The organism is Streptomyces sp. T39, from assembly GCF_008042045.1.
GTDB lineage: Bacteria > Actinomycetota > Actinomycetes > Streptomycetales > Streptomycetaceae > Streptomyces.
This window is the reverse complement of record NZ_RDBP01000085.1, coordinates 1-1,993: the sequence shown is the minus strand read 5'-3', so window position 1 is coordinate 1,993 and position 1,993 is coordinate 1. Positions and strand designations below refer to the sequence as shown.

2 protein-coding genes and 1 pseudogene are annotated in these 1,993 nt (G+C 70.4%); 2 read left to right on the top strand and 1 reads right to left on the bottom strand.

Annotation, left to right across the window (positions count from 1 at the left end; translation table 11 throughout):
- Together EAO77_RS35375 and EAO77_RS35370 are read left to right on the top strand one after the other, a co-directional pair.
- Positions 1 to 1,128 (top strand): annotated as a pseudogene (locus tag EAO77_RS35375) (DUF2637 domain-containing protein); the annotation flags it as partial.
- A gap of 27 nt (positions 1,129 to 1,155) precedes the next feature.
- The gene (locus EAO77_RS35370; RefSeq protein ID WP_147992421.1) at positions 1,156 to 1,443 is read left to right on the top strand and encodes a hypothetical protein; all 288 of its coding nucleotides are present in this window, start codon (positions 1,156 to 1,158) and stop codon (positions 1,441 to 1,443) included.
- Positions 1,444 to 1,500: 57 nt separating this feature from the next.
- Here the strand turns inward: EAO77_RS35370 and EAO77_RS39555 are convergent.
- A partial coding sequence (locus EAO77_RS39555; RefSeq protein WP_222723739.1) for a hypothetical protein occupies positions 1,501 to 1,993 on the bottom strand: 493 nt, incomplete at its 5' end.

Below are 1,993 nucleotides of genomic sequence, written 5' to 3'. Positions count from 1 at the left end.
CCCATGACCACCGCCCCGGCCCAGCAGCCGCACGACACCCCCACCGGGGAGCAGCCCCTGCACAAAGCCGGGGCCAACCTCTACGCCGGCAAGACCATCGGCGACTGGGCCATCCGCGCCGTCCTCGTCGCCGTCATGACCGCAGCCCTCGCCGTAGGCACGTGGTCCATCTACACCCTCCTCACCACAGTCTTCGACGTCCCCCAGCAGATCGCCATCCTCGGCTGCGGCATGTTCGACGGCGCCGCCCTCTTCTTCGCACTCCTCTCCCAGCGCTACGCCACCACCACCGACAGCGGCCTCGCCCCCCGCACCGCCATGCTCGCCATGGTCGGCACCAGCAGCTGGGTCAACTGGCAGCACGCCCAGCTCGAGAAGTGGGGCACCGTCGGAGGCGTCATCCTCGCCGCCGCCCCCGCCATCGCCGAGCTCGCGTTCCTCATGTTCCACAAGTTCGCCCACCGCGAGACGCTCAGGCATCTCGGCCGCGTCCCTCAGGCCCTTCCCGCGCTCGGGAAGTGGGCATGGCTCGCTCACCCCGACCGCGCTCGGAAGACGCTCGACGCTCACATCAAGGCTGCGCTCACCGAGCACGAGGCCGTCGCTGAGCGCCGCGAAGAGCTTGCCGCCGAACGCGCTCGGAGCATCGTGAGCGTCCCGGTGCCGAGCGCGCTCACCCCCGCGCCCGCTCAGAAGGCCACGCTTGAGCGCCTCGAACTGAGCGCGCTCACCCATGACGCTCAGAGCGCTGAGCGCTCACACGGCGACGCTCACGCCGAGCCGAAGGCGCTCACCAAGGCCGCGCTCACCAAGCGCTCAGCCCTCCCGGAGACCGAACCGGCCGTTGAGCGTGAGCGCGCTCAGGCCAGCACCCCCAAGGCTGAGCGCGCTCAGACCGCGCCCAGCCTCACCGACCGCAAGGCGCTCAAGGCGCAGCAGGACGCGCTCACGCTCGCGCTCTACGAGACGCTCAACGACCGCCCCGAGTGGACCGACATCCGTGACGCGCTCGTGAGCGCCGGCCTGGAGAGCGTCTCCCGCCCCACCGCTCAGCGGATCCGTGAGCGCGTCGAGAGCGCCAACCCGAACCTGCCCCGTGAGCGCCGTCGGGCGCTCGCCAGTAACTGACCGACGCTCACCCGGAGGACGCATCCCGTGAACACGAACCTGATTCCGCTCCCCGTCGACGTCGACATGAGCGCCGTGGCCGCCGAGCTTCACGAGGCGCTCGCCCACATCGAGGACCTGCGCCACCAGCACCCCTACGACGCCACCGGCTACCGCTCCGAACCCGTCTGGCACGACGTCAGGGCCCCGGGCCACGCCCCCATCCCCACCCCCAGGAGCGGTCACGGACCGTGCATCACCAAGACCAACCCGAACACCAAGACCAACACCAAGTCCGACGAAATCCCCGCCCGAACCCCGGAAATGGCGGCCTGAACAGGCAACTTCCGACCTGGTTGGTCTTGGGCTTGCGATTGGCCTTGCCGACCCGCTTCACCCACCGTGACCGAACCCGTAGCCCGTGAGGGCAGTAAGGACCTCCCCGTGAGCACCGACAGCTTCCACCTGGCACCCGACCAGAGCACGGCCGGTGCCACCACCCTCGCCCCCGTCCCGGCCCCGGCGCCGGCCGCGCCGCGGCGGCAGACCAAGCCGAAGACCACCCCCGACCCCGAGCAGGGCAGCCTTGCCGGCGCAGTCATCCCCGGCGCCGTCCTCACCGGACTCATCTCCCTGTGCTGGCTCATCCACCACTTCGGCCTGGCCGCCGGAGGTGTGCGTGTACATCCAGCGGTTCAGCCAGCCCCAGGTGCCGGATGCTGCAACGAGCAGGGCGGCAGGCCGGTAGATGATGTGGAGGGCCTTGGCGAGGGGCCGCATCCAGTTCGGGCCGCTGGTGGAGTACCTGACGGTGCCGCAGATCGTGTACGCCTGGAGGAAGAGGCGGGAACTGTAGCGCCAGGCGCGGGCGAGCGGCGGAGACAGC